Here is a 22,599-nt window from a genome sequence, read left to right as displayed (position 1 = left end):
GCCGGTCTTTATGCGTTACGTTCAGGATTGTCATCAGGCAGCCGGGTTCACTGCGCAGGGATTCGCCGTGCCTGCGAGATTGCCTCCATCCGGGACGTGGTAAAGCGGTCCGCTCTGCCGGCCCGCCGTGCAAGGCGGTCATGCAGAATTGTCTCGGTCGCGTCATAGCGGCCGGCGCGCAGACCGGCATCAATGGTAAGACGCTCGAACACATCGCGCTGGGCATGGCTGCCACCGATGGTCTGCATCGCGGGGCGCGCGGCGGCCAGATCCGCGAACGCGGCATCATAGCGACCCTCGGCAAAAGCGTTCAGACCTGCAAGTGCTGCAACACCCGGATCGGCATAGCGCGACTGCATCTCGCCTTCCTGTGCGGCGTCGCGGGCGAAACGTGCGGTCATATCTGCGATAGCGTCAGGGCGGTCAGCACCTGTAAGGGCCAGCATGTAGTGCAGATCTGCAAAGACCACACAGCCATCGTCCGTGCGGTTCTGGGACAGATCAGCCAGCTCGTTCCAGCGCGGACCAACATCCACACCTTCCAGCTCGAGCCGTGTCAGAAGCGACGTGGCGTTGGAAATATCACGATAGTCGTCAGTTTTGTCAGCACGGATCTGAGCATCATAAAGCCCGAGGGCCACGTCCATTTCGCCACGGTCAAGATGCAGCAGCGCTTTGTGCCACCAGACGTGATAGCGGAAATTGTTGCAGTGGTCCCAGGCACTTGTGTGATCCTCGATCATGCGAATGCCATCGTCCGAGCGGGCTGTCATGTCGTAGACATGCGTGACGGCATGCAGCCCCCAGCTGTCCTGCGGCACGAGTACCAGCCCGTGACGGCCGGCTTTTTCTGCCATCTCGTAGTCGCCGGTTTCCTCCAGCGCAAAGGCGTGGCAGCCAAGGGCAAAGCCGCGCAGTCTGTGATCCTCGCCATGGGCGTCAAGGACCCGTTCGATGGAGCGGCGCATGCCGGTTGCATCGCCCAGAATAAAGCGGATGGCGTGGCTGACCTTTGCAGACAGCGTGTCAGCCGGATTCTGCGCAAGTACCTTTTCCATTTCGGCCACCGCACCGGTAAGGCTGCCTGCGAGCCAGTGATCCAGCGCGTCGATCCATGCGCGTTCCCGGGGTGTAACGGACCCGTCGGCCGCGGCAGCATGAGCGGCGGCCGCAGCCTCATGAGCGACTGTGACCAGCTCCCTGCGTCCCATCATCATCGAGAAAAGCCCGCGTGCGGCATGGCCCATCGCAAAATCCGGATGGCTTTTCATTACCGCGCCCAGATGTGTGGGTGTCGCCGTGCCATGCGCCAGAAAGGCATGAACCATATCGTTCCATTCCGAAAGAGCCTCTTCGGTTCTCAGGGACACCGGGCTCTGGCAGATATCGTACTTCATCAGGTTTGCGCCTCTTTAGCGTTTCGTTTTCTTTGTTTACCGCAATATCGCGCCCGGCGAAGCCATACCCAGGCGGACACACGCCAACGTGAAGCCATGTGTCCCGATCCTTCCAATATTTCAGCAAATTGCAGCCGGATGATGGGCCAACCGGCGAATTCCGGCCGGTCAGTCCGGGAATGTTACGCTTTTGGCGGCTGCAGTCCGAACATCCGACTGACGGTGCTCGTGTCCTGCCCGAAAACAGGTGGTGCTTTACGGTACTTAACCGGAGTGCGCGACAGTTTCAGAGGGTTCGCGAGCAGGCGCACATGACCGTCCGCCAGCCCGTCTGCCCGGACACTGACGACTGTGCCACGCGCCTTTGCCTGGTCAGAATTGAGCGCCTGGGAAACCGTGTGAATCGGGCCCGCCGGAACCTTTACGTCATGCAGTTTCTGCAGCAGGTCAGACATCTTAAACCCCGCAATCGCCGGGGCCAGAAGGGTGATCAGTTGATCGCGGTTTTCGATCCGGCCCACATTCGTTGTGAACCTGACATCCAGGGACAATCCGCTCAGACCGATGGCGTCGCAGAAGCGCGCAAACTGCGCATCATTGCCAACAGCGATCAGCACATGCCCGTCCGAGCACGCAAAAGCGTCGTACGGGACAATGTTCGGATGTGCGTTGCCCCGGCGCACCGGTTCGCGGCCCGAGGTCAGATAATTGGTGCCTTCATTGATCAGCCAGGCCATCTGGGCATCGACCAGCGACAGGTCGATATGCTGACCTTCGCCCGTCGCGTCACGGTGTCTCAGCGCGGCGAGGATACCGATCGTCGCGTACATGCCGCACATCACATCAGCGATGCCGACACCGGTTTTCATGGGCGGGCCGTCCGGATCGCCGGTCAGCGACATGATCCCGCCATAGCCCTGCGCCATCAGGTCATAGCCAGGCTGTGCGCTGTTCGGGCCTGTCTGGCCAAAGCCCGAAATGGAGCAGTAAACGAGGCCTGGATGTGCCGCGCAGAGCGTTCTGTGATCCAGCCCGTATTTTTCCAGACCACCGGGTTTGTAATTCTCGATGACAACGTCGGCCCGGGCGGCAAGCCGGTGGACGAATTGCTGGCCCTCTGCCGACGACAGATCCACGGCGACCGAATGTTTGTTCCGGTTGGCGGCCATGAAATAGGCAGAAAGATCAGTCTTTTCGCCGTTCTCATCCAGAGCAAAATTCGGACCCCAGCCCCGCGTATCATCACCACCGGTTTTCGGGTTTTCGATCTTGATCACCGTCGCACCGAAGTCACCCAGCATCTGGGTGGCGGTGGGGCCTGCGAGAATACGGCTCAGGTCGAGGACAACCAGACCGTCCAGCGCCATCGGTGTGTCAGATGCGTCCGTCATAGCCACCCCGGTCGATTTCGGCCGCAATCACCGTAAAGGTGTCGGAGGTCAGCGCCGATTGCAGGGCGCTTTCAAGCTCTGCACGGTTTGTCACGGTATGACCCGCGCCGCCAAAAGCCCGGCCGATCGCTGCAAAGTCATGCCGCGCAAAATCCACGCCGTTGTTTTTCATCTGGCGTGAGCGCTGTTTCAGCTCGATCAGGGACAGCGAGGCGTCCACAAACACCACGAATATGGTTTTCAGGCCGAGTTCGGCCGCGGTGCTGAGTTCACCTGTGATCATCAGAAAACCGGCATCGCCACTGAACGAAACCACAGGCCGGTCGGGTTCGGCAACCTGCGCGCCCATGGCCAGCGGGATTGCACAGCCCATCGTACACAGGGCTGTCGACTGCGTAAGCGCGCGCGGCTCATAGCACTCCCACATCTGGCTGAGCAGAATCCTGTGGGCGCCGCTGTCGACAGTTGCGAGCGTTTCGCGGGGCAGGACATCCCGGCAGGTTGCGATAACGCCGGCAGGCCCCCAGTCGTCATCTTTCGGGAAGGCGCCGGACAGCGCCTGAGCGGTCGCTTCAATCTCGCCGCCCGTCCAGGTGTCAACGGCATCCAGACCGTCGGACAGCGCATCCAGCGAAGCCACACAATCGGCAATAAAATTCAGACCGGACTGGTGCATGTAATGGTGATTGGGTTCCGCAGTGATATCGATGACGTTCTGGTGCCGCGGATCCCAGGCGTCACGCCATCCGGTACGCATCTCGATCGGGTCATAGCCAAGGCAGATAATCAGATCTGCCTTTGCCACCAGCGGGAGAAGGTGACGGTCCGCAAGCGGTGACAGTCCGGCGCCCCCCAGCGCCAGCGGATGATCCTCAGCCAGCAGGCCCTTGGCTTTGTAGGTCGTGATCACCGGTGAATTGTGTTTCGTTGCAAAGGCTTCAAGCCGTTCGCCTGCGCCGTCATTCATTGCATCGAGGCCCACGATCAGCAGCGGGCGCTGCGCTGCCGCCAGCCAGCTCCGGGCCTTTTCGAGATCAGGTCCGGCGGGTGCCACTTTGGCGGCATCGGTGCGTGTGGCCGGGGCCAGGGCTGCGACCAGGGCGTCTGCAACGCTGATCGGCACGTCAATATGCACGGGCCCGGGGCGGCCCTCTGTGGCGATGGCAACGGCCTTGTCTGCAATGACATGCGCCGCACCGGGGACAAGCGAAAAGCTTGCCTTGGTAATGGGCCGGAAAACCGCCTGCTGGTCGAGAACCTGATGCGTGTAGGTCTGCGCTTCGTCAGCATCCACAGCACCGGCAAGAACGATAACCGGCACGCGGTCCTGGTGGGCATTGGCCACCGCGTTTACGCCATTGAGCGCACCCGGCCCCACGGTTGCCACCAGAATGCCCGGCGCGCCGGTGCGGTGATAAACGCCCTCTGCCATAAAGGCCGCGGCGTTTTCGTGTTTCGTAAGGATAAACCGGATGCCCGCCGCCTCCAGAGCATCAACCAGCGTCAGAACCTCGCCGCCCGGCATGCCAAACGCAAACCGGCAGCCAGCATCAAAGAGACGTCGTGCGAGCGCGTCTGCAGCGCGGATAGTCTGAGGTGCGGACATCAGTTTCCCTCCGGATTAATTTCCCAGAGAGGGCATATACCATGCCCGCGCGAGCGCAACTCACCATTGCGTTGAAAAGATTTCAGCGGGTGGGCTCAGCGGCGGCGGTCGCGACGCGACGACATCGGCTGAAATGCGACGCCGACATGCGCTTCGCAATAGGGTTTCCCCTGCTGGACCGGCAGCCCGCAGAACCAGAAGTTATCGGTTGCCGGATCACCGACTGGCCATTTGCAGGTCCGTTCGGTCAGTTCCATCAGGGACAGCTTCTTGGCCTTTTTCTCGATCTCGGAGACTTTGGCCAGTGCTTCGGGGCTGATCTCGTTTGCCGAAGGCTGCGGTGGCAGAGGCTGTCCCGCAGGGATAATCTGCTTGCGCGCAGGAAGCGGTTTAGGCGCGGCTTCGGGCTCGGCGCGTGCAGCCGCAGGTTCGGCCGGTTTTGGTGCGGCCTTTGGTTTGGCTTCTGCTTTTGGCGCGGGCTTGGCCTTGGCTTCTGGCTTGGCGGCTGCGGTCGCCCTGTTGGACAGGCCAAGACGGTGAACCTTGCCGATGACCGCGTTGCGGGTGACGCCCCCCAGCTCTTTTGCGATCTGGCTGGCGGACTGGCCTTCCCCCCACATCTTTTTGAGCATTTCAACGCGTTCGTCGGTCCAGGACATCGGCCATTCCTTAAGTCAAAAGCGGCCCCGTTTATCCGGGCCGCTCTGTAAATTCGTCAGGGCTCTATTTTAAGCAACGTGCGCCGAGTTACAAGCGGTGAACGCTCATTGAACCGTATTGCCGGCTGCAGGTCTGGTACGGGCCTCGCGGATTGCCAGCAGAATGCCGCCTGCAAGGATGACTGCAGCGCCCAGTATGGTCACCACATCGGGCGTATGCGCAAAAAAGAGCAGATCATAAAGGGTCGCAAACAGCAGCGTGCCATAGCTGAAAGGAGCCACGAAACTGGCATCGGCGCGGGCCATCGCATTGACGAAGCAGGTCTGGGCCACAGCCATCAGGCATCCCAGAGCCACAAGCAGCGCCCATTGCTGCGCTGTCGGCATCTGCCAGACGGCAAGAACAGCAAGGCTGGACAGGCCGATCCCCAGAAAATTATTGATCAGCAGGATCTGAAACGCAGGCTCCCGTCCGGACAGTTTTTTGATGAAGATAAGCTCCATACCCATGACGGCCGCAGCCCCCAGAGCCAGCAGGCTTGCGGCCTGAAAACTTGCGGGCGTCGGGCGCAGCAGGATCATCGCGCCGGCAAGCGCCAGTGCCGCAGCGGACCACCGGATGCGTCCGACACGCTCGCCCAGCAGAGGGATCGCAAGGATCATACCGAACACCGGGTTCAGAAACGTGATGGCCGTCGCATCCGCCAGCGGTATGTAAGCAACAGAGGCAAACATCAGCGTGACGCCGGCCCAGCCAAACGTTGTGCGTGCAAGATGCAGCCGCCAGTCAGGTTGTCTGAAACGGGGCCTCAGCACTGCGGCGACAGCCGACAGTGTCAGAAAGGCGAAAACAAACCTGCCGTGCGTGATCTGCAGCGGGTGCAGGGCGGTTCCGGCAATATCGCCTCCGAGTGTCTTTGCCAGCAGCATTGTCGCGGCGATAAAGGCCGTTGCGATCATCATCAGCACAACTGCAAGGCGCGGATTGTATGGAACGGCAGAATGCATGTCGCCCTATGCGCCGGTCCGGTTTGTGCCGCAAGGGCACAAAATGCTTTTCTCTGCAGGAAACATCCGCTACGCAGCGTACATGAGAAACACGACACGCCATCAGTACCGACGACGCACCTGCGCCTGAACCACCTCTGCGTGATCCGGGGCGGCCGCCCCTTCTCTTAACTCTCTGAAAATTGTTGACCTGCTCCAGAGGCTCATGCACGTTCCGTGCTTCAGCCAGAGCGCACCTGACAAGGATGATCCGATGATCCCGACCATACTGCCGACCTATTCCCGTGCCCCCATGAGCTTTGTCAAAGGCGAAGGCTCCTGGCTTGTGGAAGCAGATGGCCGACGTTTTCTGGATCTGGGTGCCGGTATTGCCGTGAATGCGCTGGGCCACGCACATCCGGCGCTTGTTGCGGCGCTGACTGAACAGGCCGGCGCGTTGTGGCACACATCGAACCTTTACCAGATCCCCAGACAGCAGGAACTGGCTGACCGGCTGACTGAAAATACTTTTGCCGATACGGTCTTCTTTACCAATTCCGGCACCGAGTCCTGCGAACTGGCGGTGAAAATGACCCGCAAGTACTGGTTTGAAAAGGGAATGCCGGAGAAGACCGAGATCATAACTTTCTCCGGGTCCTTTCATGGCAGATCTTCTGCCGGTATTGCGGCTGCCGGATCCGAGAAAATGACCAGAGGTTTCGGGCCGTTGCTGCCTGGTTTTGTACATCTGGAGTTCGGGGATCACGACGCGCTGAAAGCGGCAGTGAATGACAACACGGCGGCGGTTCTGATCGAACCGGTGCAGGGTGAGGGCGGTATCCGCCCGGTGCCGGATCAGTGCCTGAAAGGCCTGCGTGACTTCTGCGACGAACATGGCCTGCTGCTCATCCTGGACGAAGTTCAGTGTGGCGTTGGCCGGACGGGCAAGCTCTTTGCACACGAATGGGCGGGTATTGAGCCTGATATCATGATGGTGGCCAAAGGTATCGGCGGGGGTTTCCCGCTGGGTGCTGTTCTGGCCACAGAAAACGCAGCATCCGGCATGACAGCCGGCACGCACGGTTCGACATATGGCGGTAATCCTCTGGGCTGTGCCGTTGGCTGCGCTGTGATGGATATTGTCGCGTCACCGGAATTCCTCGCGGATGTGAACCGCCGTTCGGGTCTGTTGCGTCAGAAACTCGAGGGCCTTGTCGCAGCGCATCCGGATGTCTTTGAGGGCGTGCGGGGCAGCGGAATGATGCTGGGTCTGAAATGCCGTGCTGCGAACACGGATGTTGTGGCGGCCGGATATGACGAGCTGGTGCTGACGGTGCCGGCTGCGGATAATGTGATCCGTCTTCTGCCGCCGCTCAACATTACCGAAGAGGAAATGGCCCAGGCTGTGGAGCGGCTGGATGCTGCCGCCCGCACCGTCTCCGCTGCCTGATCCATTATTTTAAAGTAGAATGATATGAAGCACTTTCTGGATATTCACACGACGTCTCAGGAGGACCTGAGAGCGATCATAGACAACGCGGCCGCGATGAAAACGGCACGCGCAGGCCGCCCGCGGGGTGCTCTGGACGCAGATCAGCCGCTCAAAGATCATATGGTAGCGCTGATCTTTGAGAAACCATCAACCCGGACACGCGTGTCCTTTGATGTCGGTGTGCGCCAGATGGGCGGTCAGACAATGGTGTTGTCGGGGGCAGACATGCAGCTCGGTCACGGCGAAACCATAGCCGATACCGCGCGCGTCCTGAGCCGGTATGTGGATCTTATCATGATCCGCACGTTCGAAGAGGCAACTCTGCTGGAAATGGCGGAATACGCCACGGTGCCTGTGATCAACGGGCTGACCAACCGTACGCATCCCTGTCAGATCATGGCCGATGTCATGACCTTTGAAGAGCACAGCGGCCCCATCAGAGGGCGCAAGGTGGTCTGGTCCGGTGACGGCAACAACGTGTTCGCCAGTTTTGCACATGCCGCGAAGCAGTTCGGGTTCGACCTCACCTTTACCGGCCCGCCGCCGCTGGATCCTGAACCGGCCCTCGACGGTCTCTACACCATCGAACGGGACCCGGCGAAGGCGGTGGAAGGAGCTGATCTGGTGGTGACGGACACCTGGGTTTCGATGCACGATCCGCAGTCCGCCCGCGAACGGCGCCACAACCAGCTGCGCGGTTATCAGGTCAATGCGGAACTCATGGCGCAGGCCAGGCCGGACGCGCTCTTTATGCATTGCCTGCCGGCCCATCGCGACGACGAGGCCACGTCTGAGGTCATGGACGGGCCGAACTCTGTCATCTTTGATGAAGCCGAAAACCGTCTGCATGCGCAGAAAGCGATTATGCGCTGGTGCCTGGAACGCTGACCGGATTTCTCAGCCTTTGCGCGGTTTCGCTCTGAGGGTCGGGTCTGCCTGTGTGGGATCCTCCGGCCATGGGTGTTTCGGGTAACGGCCGCGCATGTCTTTTCGGACATCCGAATAGGACGAGGCCCAGAACCCCGGCAGGTCTTCGGTGACCTGAACCGGTCTGCGTGCCGGTGACAATAACGTCAGCTGCAGGGGCGTACCGGCAACGCTGGGATGCCGGGTCACGCCAAAAAGCTCCTGCAGCCGCAGCGCTATCTGTGGCTGTGCGCCGTCATAGCTGATCGGTACCCGGTTTCCGAGTGGCGTGGTGAAATGTGCGGGCACTTCCCGGTCCAGCCGCTGCATCTGGTCCCATGTCAGCCAAGCGCGCAGGGCATCGGTGATGTCGAAACGTTTCCAGTCTGCCGCAGTACGCACTCCGCTGATATGCGGCAGCAGCCAGTCTTCGAGACCTTCCAGCAGTGCGTCCGTGTCAAAGGCTGGAAAATCCGGGTCGGTCCGCTGCAGCAGGCGTGCGCGGGCGATAAACCTCTCAGCGGCAGCGGAAGGGTGCAGGCCGAGCTGGCGCACCCCATCCAGCATCGCGCGGGCGACGGCCTCGTCCGGAGCATCCTGCCAGACGCGGTCATCGAGGATCAGCGCGCCGAAACACTCCTGTCTGCGCGCCAGAACGCGGCCCTCCCGCCGGGACCAGGTACAGACATCCTGCCATGCAATCTGGTTGGGGAAGGTTTCGCGCAGTTCGGCCTCGCTGATTACTGCTGCCTGCCGGATGCGTGCCTCCCGCGGGTCCCCGTCCAGGTTGGTGGCGACGATCAGACGTTCATTGCTGAAAGGATCACCAGCGGGAAGAACAGCGCCCTTGCCACCGGACAAAACATAGCGCGGGGCATCTCCGGGCCGCCGCAGACCGATGCGGTCGGGATAGGCCAGCGCGGCAAGAACGCCCGTGCCACCGGCTGCTCCGGTTTTTGCGCGTTTTTTCAGCCGCCGCGCTTCTTCGCGGATGCGCGACACGGCGGCCCGGTCAGGTGTTTGCCCGGTGTCCGCCTCAAACCGGCGCGGGTCTGACAGAGCGCGCAGTCTGAGACCGAGGTCAACCGGCCCGTTTCTCAGAATATCGCGTTCAGACAAGGCTGCTGCCAGCAATGGTGCAGAACTGTCTCCGCGTACAACCATATGGGCAAGTCTGGGATGCAGTGGAAGGGACGCCAGGGCGCGGCCGTGTTGTGTAATCCGCCCGTTCTCGTCCAGTGCGTCCAGCATCCGCAGCACGCGCCGGGCTTCTTCCAGCCGACCGGCGTGCGGTGGCGTGACAAAGGCCATGTCGTCGGCCTGACTGCCCCAGACAGCCAGTTCAAGCGCAAAGCTGGTCAGATCTCCGGCCTCGATCTCAGCGGGAGGTTGCGCCGGCAGCGCGCCATCTTCTCCGCGTGTCCAGAGCCGGTAGCAATCGCCCTCTGCAACACGGCCCGCACGACCTGCGCGTTGCGTGGCTTCGGCCCGCGAGACGCGGGTTGTGATCAGCCGCGACATACCGGAAGAAGGATCGGATTCGGCACGGCGCGACAGGCCTGCGTCCACCACGATCCGGATGCCTTCGATTGTCAGCGAGGTCTCGGCCACCGACGTGGCCAGAACGACCTTGCGCCCTTCGGTGGCGGGGCGGATCGCGGCGCGCTGGGCGCGAAAATCCATTGCCCCGAACAGCGGATGCAGCGTGGTGCCAGGTGGCAGATACGGGCGCAGTGAGGCCTCGGTGCGCCTGATTTCACCCTCTCCGGGCAGAAACACCAGTGCGCTGCCCTCAGAACGGGACAGCGCCTCGAGCGTCAGGTCGGCCACGGCCTGTTCCAGGCGGACATTCCCGCGAGATCGTGGCAGAAAATGCTCTCGTACTGCAAAAGAACGCCCCTCTGATGTCAGGATCTCCGACCGCATGAGTGTGGCGACAGGTGCGGCATCAAGGGTCGCTGACATCACGACGATCACCAGGTCGTCACGCAGCGCAGAGGCCGCCTCAAGACACAGCGCCAGACCCAGATCCGCATTCAGAGACCGTTCGTGAAACTCATCAAAAATGATCGCGCCTATGCCAGGCAGATCAGGTGTGTCCTGCAGCATACGGGTCAGGATGCCCTCTGTGATGACTTCTATGCGTGTGCTGTCGCTGGTTCTGGACGCGCCGCGCATTCTGTACCCGACGGTCTGGCCGGTTTCCTCGCCCAGGGTTGCGGCCATGCGATCCGCGGCGGCGCGGGCTGCGAGCCTGCGCGGCTCAAGCATCAGGATACGCCCTGCGGTGAGGCCGGCGTCCAGCATCGCCAGCGGCACGCGGGTTGTTTTGCCTGCACCCGGCGGGGCCTGCAGGACAACGCGGCCATCACGACGCAGGACGTCGGTCACCTGTGGCAGGATCTCATCAATGGGCAGGGAAAACCGCATGGCATTTCAATAGCGAAAGCTGCGCTGCGCGCCAAGCACTGGACTTTTGCAGGGGCAAAGCGGAAAACCGTCCCGGAACATTCGGGGCAGGGCCATGAACCTATCAGAGCTTGCAGAAGGGGTCGCCGCAGGCCAGCGCCGTGCACTGGCGCGCGCCATCACGCTGGTCGAAAGTGCGCGCGAAGACCACCGTCAGGAAGCTGCGGCATTACTGGAATCGCTGCCCAGAGACCGCCAGGCTTTGCGGATTGGTCTGTCGGGCACACCGGGTGTGGGCAAATCCACATTTATTGAGAGCTTTGGGATGATGCTGACCGGGCAGGGTCTGAAAGTGGCCGTGCTTGCGGTCGACCCGTCATCCAGCCGGTCCGGCGGGTCCATTCTGGGTGATAAAACCCGGATGGACCGGCTGGCCCGCGCGCCCGGTGCGTTTATCCGCCCGTCGCCCAGCCAGACCCATCTGGGCGGTGTGGCACGCAGATCACGCGAGGCGGTCGCACTCTGTGAAGCCGCAGGTTTCGATGTCGTACTGATCGAAACAGTTGGTGTCGGCCAGTCTGAAACCGTTGTTGCCGAGATATCGGATGTATTTCTTCTGCTGCTTGCCCCTGCCGGGGGGGACGAGCTGCAGGGGGTCAAGCGCGGGATCATGGAAATTGCGGACATGATCGTTGTGAACAAGGCAGATGGAGACCTTAAGCCTGCAGCCACGCGCACCTGTGCGGACTACGCAGGCGCACTGCGCCTTTTGCGGAAAAGGCGCCGGGATCCGGAGGGGTTTCCCAGGGCGGTTATGGTCTCGGCATTGGAAGAGCAGGGTCTTGCAGGAGTCTGGCAGGATCTGAATACGCTCGTCAGCTGGCGGCGCGCCAATGGGTTCTGGGAAAAAACCCGCGCAGATCAGGCCCGTTACTGGTTTGCTCAGGACGTGCGGAACAGGTTGCTTTCTGAACTGGAAACGCCGGAATCGCGAACCGCGATGGCTACCCTGACAGATCGTGTGGCATCGGGAGAAATCTCACCTGCGGCGGCGGCAGATCAGTTCGTGGCCGACCTGCAGTCGCGCAGGACACCAAAGTAGCTAAAACACGCGCTGCGCGGGTTGACCCCTTGTGCGATTCCCACTAAAGCCAGCGAACGAATTTCCGGGGCGTGGCCTGTGGCTGCCCCCTTTTGTCGTCTACCGGACCGCCGGTGCGACGTGAGAGAAAAAGGAAGAACCCATGTCACGCGTTTGCGAACTGACCGGAAAAGGCCCGATGACTGGCAACAATGTCAGCCACGCCAACAACAAGACACGCCGGCGTTTTCTGCCGAACCTGAACGATGTGACCCTGCAGTCCGAAGCGCTGGGTCGCGGTTTCAAGTTCCGCATCTCCGCCGCGGCACTGCGCACTGTCGATCACCGCGGTGGTCTGGACAAGTTCCTGGCAAAGGCCAAGGACAGCGAACTGTCCGCCAATGCGCTGAAAGTGAAAAAGGCGATCGCCAAATCGTCCGACACGGCAGACGCGCTGAGCTGATACTGCCGAAGTCTGGTTTGTACGGACCCTGCCCTGACCGGGCGGGGTTCGCGTCGTTTTGGCACAGCGAAACTGCTCCACGTCAGGATATAGTGGCCCTGTGAAGAGCGTTTTCCGTCCTTTTGCCGCCATAGTGCTTGGCCTGATGCTTGTCCTGACCGGGCAGAGCATGGCCGTCGCGCGGGGTGCGGCAGCCGCGACCGGCGAGATGGTTATCTGTACCGGCGCAGGTACGGTAACTGTTTACACGGACGCCGGGGGAAACCCGACGTCAGCGCCGCACATCTGTCCGGAATGTATTGCTGCAGTTCTGCTGGCCATTGTCCCGGTTGCCCCCTCTGCCGTACGGCCAGCGCGTACAACTGAGCGGCCATGGCCCATCACGGCATCCGTGTCACACACGGCACTGCGGCCCACAACAACGCGATCGCGGGCACCTCCTGTTCTGATCTGACACCTCAGGATCAATTATCAGAAACATCAGGAGACCAGAATGTCTTTCAGAACTTTGCTGCGCGCTGCCGCGCTATCTGCGGGTTGCATGTTGCCGGTTGCCGGCATGGCAGCGGACATCATCATAAGCGACGCATATGCGCGCGTTTCGCGGCCGGGCGCACCGACAGGCGCTGCTTTCATGCTTATCACCAATGCCGGCGACAGTGCTGATCGTCTGATCAGCGTCACCTCAGATGTGGCCAGACGTGTGGAACTGCATACGCATATCGATCAGGGCGACGGCATTATGAAAATGACCGAAATCGATGGCGGAATACCTTTGCCACCGGGCGCAACTCACAAAATGGTGCGGGGCGGTGACCATGTCATGTTCATGGGCATTGAAACGCCGCTGGAGCAGGGGGGAGAGGTCACAGTCACCTTTACCTTCGAGCATGCCGGAGATGTTGTCGTAACTGTCCCCGTCGATAATGAGCGGAAGGCAGATCACAGCGCAATGGAGCATGGCCACAAAGAGCACGGTGCTACCAACTGATTGCGGCTGTGACCGTCAGGACGCCAGAATCTCGTCAACCCAGGCCGGAAGGGTCTGGGTTGCGGGCCCCAGCCGTATATCATCAAAATGGCTGCCAACCTCAGAGGGCTCAAGGTTGAATTCCAGCGTAACGGCCCCCTGACGTTTTGCCTCGGCCACAAAACCGGCCGCCGGGTACACATTACCGGAGGTGCCGATGCTCACGAAAAGATCCGCCTCGCTGAGGTGCCCGAAGATTTCTTCCATGTCATAGGGCATTTCGCCGAACCACACGATATCGGGCCGGGCGGTTGGCGCCTGGCACACGGGGCAGGTGTCGCCCGGATGCATAACCGCGGGCGCAGGCCAGCGGTGATCACAGGTGCCGCAGAGCGCTCCTTTCAGGGCGCCATGCATATGCATCACCTGTTCTGAGCCGGCTTTCTCGTGCAGGTCATCCACATTCTGGGTCACGACGACGACTTCGCCACTGAACCCTGCTTCAAGACGGGCCAGAGCCTCGTGTCCGGCATTGGGAGCCGCCGCCGCGGCCTGGGCGCGACGCGCGTTATAAAAATCCATGACCAGTTTCGGGTCACGCGCAAAACCTTCGGGCGTTGCCACGTCTTCAATGCGGTGCTGTGCCCATAGTCCGCCTTCGGCGCGAAAGGTTCCAAGGCCGCTTTCCGCAGATATACCTGCGCCGGTCAGTATCACGATTTTTCTCAGCATGGTGCCAGCGCTGCCTCCGCCTTGCGTCAGCTTTCAAGTATACGCAGTTCGCCGGTGAGAAAAGGCAGTTCAGATGTTGCAGGGTCAATAACCTGGCTTTTCATCAGCCTGCGCATGGTCGCGGCAATATCACGCGGAACGTCTCCGTCCCACTCCTGTGAGGTGATCAGAGAAATCTGTCGCGCAAAAGTCGTGAATGGCAGGGGGATCGCCTCTATCTCGCCGTGAAAGCGCATGGCGCGCATGTATCCGAGCGGTGTTGTCATCGCCCAGCCTATGCTTCGCGCAACCATTGCCATCAGTGCCAGATGGCTGCCGATTTCAAAGCGTTTGGGCGGGGTCAGGTGCTGGCGTTCCAGTTCCGCTTCTGTCTGCGCACTGATCAGCTGTTCGGAATCATATCTCAGAAGCGGCGGTGATCCGGGCGAGAACAGCGACCCGGTTGTCATTCCCGCGTCACGTGGCACAACTGCGACAAATGGGTCGCGCGCCAGTGGGTATTCGCGGATACCGTCCGGCAGGTTACCGGTGACGGCGGAGACAGCCAGTTGCAGCCGGCGCTCAGACACAGCCTCCACGAGGTCGTGGCTGGAGGCTGTGATCATCCTGAAACTGCAGTCCTTCAGGCTGTCCGCAAGAATGGTGGCAAGTCGCGGTGTGATATTGTCGTCAAAATCATCAATTATTCCGATGCTCAGCGATCTGACGTGCGCCAGATCCATCACGGTCATCTCGCTCTGAGCCTGGCGCAGTTCGCCGAGGGCCCGCTCAGCTCTGGCCAGAAAGGTTTTACCCGCCGGAGTGAGGCGCATTGGTCTGCGCGAATGGTCCATGAGTTCGATGTTCAGCGCCGATTCCAGATTGCGCATCTGCTGGCTGACAGCCGGCTGGCTCAGACCTGTTCTGAGCGCAGCTTTGGCAACCGAGCCGCTTCCTGCCAGCGCCTCGAACACTTCCAGCCCGCGCAATGTAACGCCTTTCATACTCATGATCGTCTTTCGCCCTGTGTTCTGCTTTTTTTAATGTGGTCTGGCCCAAGGTCAAGAAAACCCGGTCAATTCGATCTGTTTATTTGAAAAACGTAAAAGTGCTGTGACATCTTGCAGCGCACAGCCGTTTTGCCGACGATGCCCGGGAAACGCCGTTGGGAGAGAGCCTCAAATGATAGTTGCAGCCGCAGCCTACCCGCTCGATTTTCTGAGCTCGTGGGCGCAGTATGAAGACAAAATCAGTGACTGGGTGAGTAAAGCGGCGGGGAATGCAGCTGATCTGCTCGTTTTTCCCGAATACGGAGCAATGGAACTCGCCACCCTTGAAGGCGCACAGGTCGCCGGCGATCTGGAGGCGTCACTTTTTGCTGTGTCTGACCGGCTGGAGGATGCCGATACCCTGCACAGGCGCCTGGCGCAGGAATACGGGGTGCATATTCTGGCAGCGTCAGGGCCTGCGGCCACCTCCGGCCGTCCGGTAAACCGTGCGCGGCTTTTTACACCGGATGGCATGTGCGGCCTTCAGGACAAGCAGATCATGACGCGCTTTGAGCGAGACATCTGGCGGGTGGAAGGCGGCGGCCCTCTCCGGATATTTGAGACAGCGGTCGGGAAAATTGGTGTTCTCATCTGTTATGACGCAGAATTTCCTCTGTTAGGGCGGGCGCTTGCCGCCTGTGATCTTATCCTTGTGCCCTCCTGCACCGAAGCGCTCAGCGGCTACTGGCGTGTCCGGATCGGTGCGATGGCGCGGGCTCTTGAGAACCAGTGCGTAACGGTAATGTCGTCGCTTGTCGGTGAAGCGGCCTGGTCGGACGCTGTGGATACCTCGACCGGTGCGGGCGCGATATTTGGTCCGCCGGACACGGGCTTTCCGCCTGACGGGGTTCTGGCCGTTGGCGCTGTGGGTCATCCCGGCTGGACATACGCGCTGGTTGAACTGTCCGATATAGCTCACGTCCGCGCGGATGGTGTTGTCCTCAACAAAACCCACTGGCGCGAGCAAAGTGGCCGTGACGGTGATGCCACAAATGTGCTGTTGCGCTGAATTGCTCTTGAAAATCCACGGAAACAGGCGCATTTAAGCGGCGTCCGCAGAACGGCGGGCGTGCAAATCAGGAGAAACCATGGCCAAGGAAGATACGCTCGAATTTCCCGGTGTCGTCAAGGAACTCCTGCCAAATGCGACATTTCGGGTCGAGCTTGAAAACGGCCATGAGATTATCGCGCATACGGCAGGAAAAATGCGAAAAAACCGCATCCGTGTTCTGGCAGGCGACAAGGTACAGGTCGAGATGACCCCGTATGATCTGACCAAGGGTCGGATCAACTACCGCTTCAAATAACCCTTGTTTATTCTCGGGTCAGGCTCTCCGCGCCGCAAGGAATTGCTGGCGCAGATCGGCGTTGTTGCGGACGAAATCCGTGCGCCTGATATCGATGAAACGCCGCGGCCCGCAGAACTGCCGCGCCCTTATTGTGCGCGTATGGCCCGCGAAAAGGCCCGGGCGGTACCCGCACGCAAGGAAGACGTCGTGCTCTGCGCAGACACAACCGTTGCTCTGGGCCGCCGCATCCTTGGCAAGCCCGCGGATGCAGACGAAGCCGTGAGCTTTCTCAAAGCACTGTCAGGGCGAAGACATCGTGTGATTACCGCCGTGGCCGTACGGCAGGGCGAACGCCTGCTGGAGCGCGATGTGGTCAGTGTGGTACGTATGAAATCGCTCTCCGAGCAGGATATTGCATTCTATATTGCGACCGGTGACTGGCAGGGTAAAGCCGGTGGATATGGTATTCAGGGTCCGGCCGGTGCCCTTATTCCATGGATACGCGGGTCGTTTACCGGGATTGTTGGTCTGCCGCTGGCCGAGACAGCAAATCTGCTGCGCAGCGCGGGTGTGAAGGTGATGATATGAAGGGACGCACTGTCATCCTTGACCACTGGCAGGGCCGCGAGACCGCAGCGCTTCTGGTGGATGGTCAGCTGGATGATCTGCTGGTGGACTCCGATCTGCCACGTCCCGGCACGATTTATCGCGCCATCGCGGACCGGCCCGTTAAGGGGCAGGGGGGCATGTTTCTGAAAACGCCGGACGGTTCTGCTTTTCTGCGTCAGGTGCGGGGCCTTGCGCCGGGGCAGCCCGTGCTGGTCCAGGTGTCGGGCTACGCCGAACCGGGCAAAGCCCTGCCTGTGTCACAGAAACTGCTTTTCAAAAGCCGCTATGCCATCGTAACGCCCGGCGCGCCGGGCCTGAACATCAGCCGTTCTGTCAGAGATGAGAACGAGCGCGACCGTCTTCTGGAAATTGCGCATGATGCCGCTGGCGATTCGACAGAAGGTCTGATCCTTCGCTCGTCCTGTGAACGCGCGGATGCAGACGAGATTGCACAGGATATCGAAGCAATGGTGGTTCTGGCCGGGCGGATCGCCGAAGACGATGGCAATGAGATGGAGATGCTGCTCGAAGGAGATGGCCCTCATCTTCTGGCATGGCGCGAATGGACCGGTGTTGCCGACATCAGCACAGCCGCTGGCGGCCTTGAAGATCACGGTGTCACAGAAGTCATCGAGGCTTTGAAGGGGCCGCGTGTCGCGCTGGACGCGGGAGCGTCCATCTTTGTCGAACCGACACGCGCGCTTGTCGCGGTTGACGTAAACGCAGGACCGGACATATCGCTTGCAGCCGGGCTGAAGGCGAATATTGCCTGCGCGCGAGCGCTGCCGCGTGCCCTGCGGCTGCGCGGGCTTGGCGGGCAGATTGTTCTCGATCTTGCGCCGATGCCCAAAAAGGACCGCCGTACCTTTGAAACAGCCCTGCGACAGGCATTCCGCCGGGATGATACCGAAACGGCTCTGGTCGGCTGGACCCCTCTGGGGCACTATGAACTTCAGCGTAAACGAGCCAGACTGCCGCTTTCGCAGGTTATGCCGTGACCTGCCCGATGTGCGGAAGGCCGACAGAGGAAAAGGTGCGTCCTTTTTGCTCAAAGCGCTGTGCAGACCTGGATCTGGCACGCTGGTTCAACGGCAGCTACGCGGTACCGTCAGACGATCTCAACGATACCGATGAACTTCTGGACGCGCTTGACGAGGCCAGTCGCTCCGGCGAAAAGCCCGGATTGCCTCACTGAGGCGGGCTCACCACCCCTGGCCGGAGCGCCTGTCATGGCGGCAGTCTGAAAGCAGTACACAGGCTTCCGCTGCAATTGATGCAGAAGGTCAAAAAAGGCTCTGGACACCTACCGCACAACCTCCTAGAAACCGCTCACCCAGCCAGGCGTCTGGCATCCCGTGCCCGGGTAGCTCAGGGGTAGAGCAGTGGATTGAAAATCCTCGTGTCGGTGGTTCGATTCCGCCCCCGGGCACCATTTTTTAAAGTGAAAACAAAGAATTAGACTTCTGTCGGCAGCTTACCCTATGTGATGGTTTCATACTGGGTGACGTTTGGGTGCCATCAATATTGGCAAGATCGTATAGAGCTGTGGAGTTACCCGAGCCAGCTTTCCGGGATCAGTTTTTCACCATCTCTCCATTCTGCAACTTTGTAAACATGCTCGAAGTCACCCCAGACATCTTCACCAGCGTGATCCAGAACAATTATTTGCATCCTGCTTCCGGCACCGTCCATGACGCTTGAGAAAGCGTTGAATATCTTTCGAACAGCTCGAATGTCCTCGTCCTTCCAATCAAAGTCCTTAGAAGAATCCGAGCGATCAACGAGCGCGCGAGGGAAATACACTTGGCTAGGTTGGTCGAACACAAGGAACGACGGCACTGGATGATGCGGTGTCTTTAAAAAGAAAACGTGCAGAGCAAGCAGCATTGCCACGTGGTAGGCCAGCCAGTTCGCGCCGCTGCCGATCTCCCAAAGATAAGCTTCTTTGCCATCATCAACGACTTGAACGGTTAACTCTCGGATCAATAGACGAATGGGGTTGTTGGGGTTCTCAGCGTCGAGGAACTTAACTAACCTCATCGCCTCAGCATCGACTTCTGAGAGGGCGTTCCGTTGTCTGCGAGCTATTTGCCCATCAGAAATCCCTCTCCGTAGTTCCTCTATTCGTTCTTTGAGCGACGTGACTTCCTCACGCAGTGGTCCAGTTTGGTCGGCACGGTCGTACACAGTCAGTGCTTGTGTGAGCTTGCCGAGAAAGCGCGAGATGTCTTCGCTTCGCTTTAGCTCTGCATCGACTTCTTCAGAACGTTTTTCTAGCTCTCGCATTTCTTGGCGAATTTCATTCAATCGACCAAACTCGGTTTCTGCCGCCGCTCTTTCACGGACCAGCTCTTTGTCCATTCGGTCGGACAGCATTGGTTGCGAAGATGCTTGGATTTCGACTTTCTCTAATGCATCGCAAAGGGACTCAATCTGCCAACGTTGACTTGCTTCAAGTTGTGCCAGCACATCTTCGCCGCTCGGGTCACCGAGTGTTTTGAGCCAAGTTGAGAGGGATAGGCGATCACGCTGGATGTGAAGGGCATCACCATACTTCTCGCTACTCTCAACCAATCGGCGCATTTCGTTTAGGTTGCTGCGATGCTTGAAAAGACGCTTAGAGGTGTCTGTTTCCTCACGCCTCAAAGCTTCAAGGCGCTGTAAAGCTTGTGACATCCCGCGTAAATTTGGTCTGGCCGCGGTTTCTCGTTGTTCACTTACCGATCTAAGCAGATCGACCGTCTGATTCCAATCCGAGGGAACCTGCTGTTCTGGTGACAGCAGCCCAAACTCTTGAGCTTGCCTGAACCACGCGTTCACTTCTGTACGCCATGCCTCGGTTGACCTAGCTTCTGCTGTTAGTCGCGCTTCCTTCCGTCGCAATTCTCTAGAAAGCTGCTCGATTTCATATCTTGCCAACAGAGTAGCTAAGGTGATCGCTCCCAGAACATAAGGGAATATGGTTTTCAGCTTCTCTCGATGCTCTGTGGTATCAGCCTTGAAGAAAAGGACATCCGGGTTAGCCACAACGTTTTGGGGTTGAAAAGTGAATGCCATAAGGTCGCGGAATGCGGGTCTCGTTTTTGACGGATTGTCACTACCCGGTTCAAAGCCCAGTCCGGGCAGTCCGGCCATTCGATCCAGATCTCGCTTTAACAGTGCTCGATCCTTGTTTTTTCCTGGCACAACCTGTGGGATCGTTATGGATGAGCCTTCCAACACAAAAAAGTCATCCGTGCTCTTCTGTTCGCCTGGCTCCCGCCTAGCAACAAGCAGTTGCCCTTGGACAGTTTCCACCACCACCCCAAACCATGCCGAGGTCTTACGGATAATCCCAACAGGGATAGAACAACCATCGGAACCGAGGCAATAGTCAACAATTGGGATGATTGCAGACTTCCCCGTCTTTGAAGCTCCGGTGATTACATTTATTTTTCCACGCTCAAAGTCGACTTCTCGCGGGGCGTCTCCAGATTTCGGCCAAATGATCAGTTTGGAAATTTGAAAATACATCTTACAAACTCACGTTGAGCGCTCTGACAATCTGCACCGTATCGAGCTGGGAACACCAAACCCCTACCTTATAGGAGGCTGGCCCAATTTTTTTAATTCTTTCAGGTATTTTTGCCTTGGCAATCAGTTCGGGCGACGTCGCTCTGATCTTCGCGTTTTCGTAGCTGGGTGAAAGCAGCTTTCGCGAGGTGCCAAGCACGATTGAGTTTAAGCTCAAAGGACGCATTGCCATCGCACGCCCATGAAGTGCCAACAACTCCTCACGATTATCATTCATCTTCTGAACGAACTTACCCAAACCCGAACTTTCTAAGGTCGAAGAAATGCAAGCCAGCGTTTGTGCATGATAGACCATTGGCAAAACTAAGAAGTACAAGGAAAAAGGTGCTGGATCGGAATTGGTTTTTTGATGGCCAAGGCCGAACTGCCAAAGCACATATGCTCCCAGTGCTGGGTTCTGAGTGACTTCAAGCTCGGAGTAGTTTTGCAGTTCGTCCAGCATTCAGCTATCCTCACTTAAGATGGCCTGATGATTGGGATGCCAACCAATTTCCCCCTCTGGTTCATCCGCTAATTCATGATAGGAGCCTGGAATGAAATGATCCGGCACCTCTTGGCCGGCCAATTTTGCACTAGTTCTCAAACACAACCTGAGTGTTTGTCGACCTTGGACTTCTTCAGAATGCTCCGCATGTAGATCTTCGACCTCACTCTTATGCAGTTGAAAAGAACGGACCAATGAGGTTTCCAAGTCATCCAAGTCACCCTGCACGATATCACCCTCTTCGGCCCAAATTGTCTTGTCGGCTGATGCCCGAAGGTAGTCTGCTACAGCTCGCGTTTCTTGGTCCTGCCCAATGTTAATAATCTCAAGCTGACGAACAAACTTTGGACGTTGCGCATGAACCTCGGTAACGGCGTCGTCTGATGGTTGGGTAGAGGTGCTAGCCAAAAAATTTGGCAGATTTAGGCGGGCCGCGAAGAGCCGAATTTCGTTCTTAAAGGAGCCAGCGTTTAATGCGCCCTCACGGCCTAATTTGATTTGTGCATTGGCTTTGTCACGCGCCACCCCGATTGCGTAGCTAGTGAGCCGCTGAGTGGTCTCGTCGCTATATGATGGCCCCCACAAACGTTCAACGGAATGCTCAGGTCGCTCATGTGTGCTTTCGATTCTCACCCTCGCCAGAAACTCAGGGAGTGTACTTTCACCAAGGCCAAGCAACGCCTCAACAGATTTGTTGCACCGCGGTTTTCTAGACAGTGCATCTCGCTTAGCAATGATCAGTTGCTTTAGCTCCGCTGCGGTCTGATCATCGCTTGCGGTATGTATGGCGTCGGCGATTTCACCAGTTTGAACCGGTGTGACGTAGAGGCGAAACATCGTTCGATGTAATTCGACTGCACCACTCTCGATATCCGCAATCCAATTGCCAATCGTTTTCCAAAGATCGTTTGACCAGTCAGAGAGAGCATTGTGTTTGGTCGCGCTCTTTACCTGTTCAAGAGTTTTTTCCCCACTTGAATACCGAATGGCCACGTCATCCTCACCTTCCATTACAACTACAGCGTCATCAGGAGAAGTGAGCAGATAGTAGCAGAACCGAGCTTCTTGCTCGGAGTATCCAAGATACTGACCGGCAGCCTTGTGCGTAGAGGGCTTACTTGCGACGTTCATTTAAACCAAAAAATTAAATTCTCTCAGAACGGTAGCAGGTCGAAATAAGCTTGCACAAGGCTGCGGATGGAATTTGCTTACTTCAACCCAAAATTGATCGCGCCTGCTTTTCTGCCGCCGACCCCTTCACCCACTGCCACGGCGTGCGCGGCTTACGGGCCTTTGCCAGTTCTGGGTTCGCTTTTGCGTCGCCGACTGCAGCGCGTAGGCGTTCGCGAGCTTCGCGCGGGTCAATCTTCAGTTCTTCGCACAGGGCTTTCAGTGTTAAGATGTCGGTCATTTCGATCTCCCGAGTTTCTGATGCAGATCGATAAGACACGGACCGCTGAGGTGTCAGGGATAACCCCAGCCCGTCTTTAGCTTTTCTAAGATTGCTGCTAATCGTCGTCTCG

General features: G+C 58.8%; 23 protein-coding genes and 1 tRNA gene. 12 read left to right on the top strand and 12 right to left on the bottom strand.

Annotated features, from left to right (window positions below; genetic code table 11):
* Window positions 1-47: 47 nt before the first annotated feature.
* The 5 genes from Q0792_RS06015 to Q0792_RS05995 all read right to left on the bottom strand — a co-directional run bounded on the left by Q0792_RS06015 (window position 48) and on the right by Q0792_RS05995 (window position 6,061).
* A complete protein-coding gene (locus Q0792_RS06015; protein WP_298837507.1) occupies window positions 48-1,397 on the bottom strand; it encodes a tetratricopeptide repeat protein in 1,350 nt (449 codons plus the stop codon).
* Window positions 1,398-1,579: 182 nt separating this feature from the next.
* Complete coding sequence (locus Q0792_RS06010; RefSeq protein ID WP_298837505.1) at window positions 1,580-2,788, bottom strand: CaiB/BaiF CoA-transferase family protein; 1,209 nt, start codon at window positions 2,786-2,788, stop codon at window positions 1,580-1,582.
* Entirely contained in the window at window positions 2,772-4,394 is a 1,623-nt protein-coding gene (locus Q0792_RS06005) for a thiamine pyrophosphate-binding protein (protein WP_298837502.1), read from the bottom strand. Before Q0792_RS06005 ends, Q0792_RS06010 begins: the two co-directional genes overlap by 17 nt.
* A 95-nt stretch (window positions 4,395-4,489) precedes the next feature.
* A complete protein-coding gene (locus Q0792_RS06000) occupies window positions 4,490-5,053 on the bottom strand; it encodes a GcrA family cell cycle regulator (protein WP_298837499.1) in 564 nt (187 codons plus the stop codon).
* 105 nt (window positions 5,054-5,158) lie between these two features.
* On the bottom strand, window positions 5,159-6,061 hold the full coding sequence (locus Q0792_RS05995) for a DMT family transporter (protein WP_298837496.1): 903 nt from the start codon (window positions 6,059-6,061) through the stop codon (window positions 5,159-5,161).
* Between the two features lie 253 nt (window positions 6,062-6,314).
* Between Q0792_RS05995 and Q0792_RS05990 the strand changes: the two genes are divergently transcribed.
* A complete protein-coding gene (locus Q0792_RS05990; RefSeq protein WP_298837494.1) occupies window positions 6,315-7,490 on the top strand; it encodes an aspartate aminotransferase family protein in 1,176 nt (391 codons plus the stop codon).
* A 24-nt stretch (window positions 7,491-7,514) separates the two neighbouring features.
* Window positions 7,515-8,420, top strand: a complete 906-nt coding sequence (gene argF / locus Q0792_RS05985) for an ornithine carbamoyltransferase (protein WP_298837491.1) — start codon at window positions 7,515-7,517, stop codon at window positions 8,418-8,420.
* A gap of 9 nt (window positions 8,421-8,429) precedes the next feature.
* Here argF and hrpB read toward each other — a convergent pair whose 3' ends face one another.
* Window positions 8,430-10,868, bottom strand: coding sequence for an ATP-dependent helicase HrpB (gene hrpB, locus Q0792_RS05980; RefSeq protein WP_298837487.1), 2,439 nt, complete (start codon window positions 10,866-10,868; stop codon window positions 8,430-8,432).
* Window positions 10,869-10,962: 94 nt separating this feature from the next.
* Here hrpB and meaB point away from each other — a divergent pair, with 94 nt between their 5' ends.
* The 4 genes from meaB (at window position 10,963) to Q0792_RS05960 (ending at window position 13,382) form a co-directional block, all read left to right on the top strand.
* The gene (gene meaB / locus Q0792_RS05975; RefSeq protein WP_298837485.1) at window positions 10,963-11,949 is read left to right on the top strand and encodes a methylmalonyl Co-A mutase-associated GTPase MeaB; all 987 of its coding nucleotides are present in this window, start codon (window positions 10,963-10,965) and stop codon (window positions 11,947-11,949) included.
* A 142-nt stretch (window positions 11,950-12,091) separates the two neighbouring features.
* Entirely contained in the window at window positions 12,092-12,391 is a 300-nt protein-coding gene (gene rpmB / locus Q0792_RS05970) for a 50S ribosomal protein L28 (protein WP_298837483.1), read from the top strand.
* Window positions 12,392-12,491: 100 nt separating this feature from the next.
* The gene (locus tag Q0792_RS05965; RefSeq protein WP_298837480.1) at window positions 12,492-12,845 is read left to right on the top strand and encodes a hypothetical protein; all 354 of its coding nucleotides are present in this window, start codon (window positions 12,492-12,494) and stop codon (window positions 12,843-12,845) included.
* Between the two features lie 39 nt (window positions 12,846-12,884).
* Window positions 12,885-13,382, top strand: a complete 498-nt coding sequence (locus Q0792_RS05960) for a copper chaperone PCu(A)C (RefSeq protein ID WP_298837477.1) — start codon at window positions 12,885-12,887, stop codon at window positions 13,380-13,382.
* Between the two features lie 15 nt (window positions 13,383-13,397).
* Here the strand turns inward: Q0792_RS05960 and Q0792_RS05955 are convergent, their stop codons facing one another.
* The gene (locus Q0792_RS05955; RefSeq protein WP_298838639.1) at window positions 13,398-14,090 is read right to left on the bottom strand and encodes an NAD-dependent deacylase; all 693 of its coding nucleotides are present in this window, start codon (window positions 14,088-14,090) and stop codon (window positions 13,398-13,400) included.
* A 29-nt stretch (window positions 14,091-14,119) separates the two neighbouring features.
* On the bottom strand, window positions 14,120-15,082 hold the full coding sequence (locus Q0792_RS05950) for a LysR family transcriptional regulator (RefSeq protein ID WP_298837475.1): 963 nt from the start codon (window positions 15,080-15,082) through the stop codon (window positions 14,120-14,122).
* A gap of 172 nt (window positions 15,083-15,254) precedes the next feature.
* Here Q0792_RS05950 and Q0792_RS05945 point away from each other — a divergent pair, with 172 nt between their 5' ends.
* The 6 genes from Q0792_RS05945 to Q0792_RS05920 all read left to right on the top strand — a co-directional run bounded on the left by Q0792_RS05945 (window position 15,255) and on the right by Q0792_RS05920 (window position 18,451).
* Window positions 15,255-16,130 (top strand): carbon-nitrogen hydrolase family protein, encoded by an 876-nt coding sequence (locus Q0792_RS05945; protein ID WP_298837472.1) that lies wholly within the window; start codon window positions 15,255-15,257, stop codon window positions 16,128-16,130.
* A 79-nt stretch (window positions 16,131-16,209) separates the two neighbouring features.
* Window positions 16,210-16,428: a translation initiation factor IF-1 gene (gene infA / locus Q0792_RS05940; RefSeq protein ID WP_005978431.1), complete on the top strand. Its 219-nt coding sequence runs from the start codon at window positions 16,210-16,212 to the stop codon at window positions 16,426-16,428.
* A 3-nt stretch (window positions 16,429-16,431) separates the two neighbouring features.
* The gene (locus Q0792_RS05935) at window positions 16,432-16,998 is read left to right on the top strand and encodes a nucleoside triphosphate pyrophosphatase (RefSeq protein ID WP_298837469.1); all 567 of its coding nucleotides are present in this window, start codon (window positions 16,432-16,434) and stop codon (window positions 16,996-16,998) included.
* The gene (locus tag Q0792_RS05930; protein ID WP_298837466.1) at window positions 16,995-18,017 is read left to right on the top strand and encodes a ribonuclease E/G; all 1,023 of its coding nucleotides are present in this window, start codon (window positions 16,995-16,997) and stop codon (window positions 18,015-18,017) included. Before Q0792_RS05935 ends, Q0792_RS05930 begins: the two co-directional genes overlap by 4 nt.
* Window positions 18,014-18,214 carry a DNA gyrase inhibitor YacG gene (locus tag Q0792_RS05925; protein WP_298837463.1) on the top strand — a complete coding sequence of 67 codons (201 nt, stop codon included), beginning with the start codon at window positions 18,014-18,016 and terminating at the stop codon, window positions 18,212-18,214. Before Q0792_RS05930 ends, Q0792_RS05925 begins: the two co-directional genes overlap by 4 nt.
* A 162-nt stretch (window positions 18,215-18,376) precedes the next feature.
* A tRNA-Phe gene (locus tag Q0792_RS05920) sits at window positions 18,377-18,451 on the top strand.
* A gap of 119 nt (window positions 18,452-18,570) precedes the next feature.
* Here the strand turns inward: Q0792_RS05920 and Q0792_RS05915 are convergent.
* The 4 genes from Q0792_RS05915 to Q0792_RS05900 form a co-directional block, all read right to left on the bottom strand.
* Window positions 18,571-20,532: a DUF3732 domain-containing protein gene (locus Q0792_RS05915; RefSeq protein WP_298837460.1), complete on the bottom strand. Its 1,962-nt coding sequence runs from the start codon at window positions 20,530-20,532 to the stop codon at window positions 18,571-18,573.
* Window position 20,533: 1 nt separating this feature from the next.
* Window positions 20,534-21,034, bottom strand: coding sequence for a three component ABC system middle component (locus Q0792_RS05910; protein ID WP_298837458.1), 501 nt, complete (start codon window positions 21,032-21,034; stop codon window positions 20,534-20,536).
* Window positions 21,035-22,069 (bottom strand): ABC-three component system protein, encoded by a 1,035-nt coding sequence (locus Q0792_RS05905; RefSeq protein ID WP_298837456.1) that lies wholly within the window; start codon window positions 22,067-22,069, stop codon window positions 21,035-21,037.
* 220 nt (window positions 22,070-22,289) lie between these two features.
* Window positions 22,290-22,487, bottom strand: a complete 198-nt coding sequence (locus Q0792_RS05900) for a hypothetical protein (RefSeq protein ID WP_298837454.1) — start codon at window positions 22,485-22,487, stop codon at window positions 22,290-22,292.
* Between the last annotated feature and the right edge of the window lie 112 nt (window positions 22,488-22,599).

The organism is uncultured Roseobacter sp. (assembly GCF_947495025.1).
In the GTDB taxonomy this organism is placed as follows: Bacteria; Pseudomonadota; Alphaproteobacteria; order Rhodobacterales; family Rhodobacteraceae; genus Roseobacter.
Note: the sequence above shows the minus strand (reverse complement) of the source record. Positions and strands in the feature narration are given on the sequence as shown.